Raw genomic sequence first — 1,308 nt, 5'->3', positions numbered from 1 at the left:
AAGCAGACAATCCATTTGCAGGTCAAGTGAATGTTGATGGAGGTAAGCTCCAGATGACAGAGGGCGGAAAGCTAGGACAGGCAGATGTAAAAGTAGGGAAAGCGGGGACATTTGCAGTAGATAAGCCAGGTACAGAAGTTGGCACATTAGATTTAAGTGCAGGCGGGACATTATCATTAGTAGCGACACCAGAGGGCTATAGTAAGCTACAAGTGAATGGTGAAGATAAAGAGGATGAGAATGGAAATAAAATTCCGGCTGTGAACCTTAATAATGCCCACCTATTTACAGATATTAAAAATAGTAAAGAGGAAGAGTTAGCGAATTTACAGTTTGAGAATATATTAGCTACGCCAAATGGAAGTATTGAAGGTAATTTTGCAAGCTATGATGATAATAGTGAGCTATTTAATTTCATTCCAAAAGTAGTAGATGGAAAAGCTGTGAGTTTAACGCCTGTTTCAGCAAAAGGGAGTTTGATTGAGATAGCGACTGAGTATGGTTTATCGCGAGGATTAGATGCGGCGAGGGCATTAGATGCGAATTTTGGGCGTGCGCCAACGAATGAACTTTCACGTTTATTCTACACGATACCAGATAAGCAAGATGCTGCAACGGCGTTATTAGAATCGTTACCGACCTTAGCGGGGGCAAGTAGCCAAGTGGTTGCGGATACTAGCAAGCAATTAGCGAATTTAGCTGAAAATAGCAAAGGTTGTCGTGCCGGTGGTGCAGCAACAGAAGATAATCAGCTTTGGGTGAAAGCGACCAACAGCTGGGGTAACCAAGCGCAACATCAAGGTGCAACAGGTTATCAAAGTGAAAGCCATGGTTTTGGTGCAGGTGTAGAAAAATGTCAAGGTCAAACCCGTTTAGGGGTGATGGTTGGTTATGTATATAACCATGTTCATAGTCAAGAATCGGTATCAGACCAGACATTACGTGCAGATACGATTCAAGCGGGTATTTATGGTAATACACCAATTAGTGCTATTGCTGATTTAGACTTTAGAGCGGGAATTGGTTATAGCGATGTAAGTACAGAGCGAAACATTAAGTTTGCGAAGCGTACGGCACAAGGTAGCTATGGTAATAAGATTGGTTATGCAGGTGTAGGCATGGGCTTCAATGCGTTCAGCACTGAACAAGTTGAGGTGAAACCATTCATTCGCTTAGATTACCAAGTAGTACGTAATAACCATTACACAGAACGTGGTGCAGGTGGATTAAACCTTAATGTTGATGCAGGCACTAACCAATCCTTAGTGAGCCAAGTGGGTGTGAATGTAAAAGCGAAGATTGCGGATA

The 1,308-nt window shown here is 42.4% G+C and carries 1 protein-coding gene; it reads left to right on the top strand.

The annotated features are described in order from the left end of the window. Window positions 1–1,308 (top strand): autotransporter outer membrane beta-barrel domain-containing protein (locus tag QV06_RS11230; RefSeq protein ID WP_156542075.1); only part of this gene is annotated, 1,308 nt, incomplete at both ends.

Origin of the sequence: Gallibacterium genomosp. 3 (assembly GCF_001678475.1) — a bacterium.
In the GTDB taxonomy this organism is placed as follows: domain Bacteria; phylum Pseudomonadota; class Gammaproteobacteria; order Enterobacterales; family Pasteurellaceae; genus Gallibacterium; species Gallibacterium faecale.
Note: the sequence above shows the minus strand (reverse complement) of the source record. Positions and strands in the feature narration are given on the sequence as shown.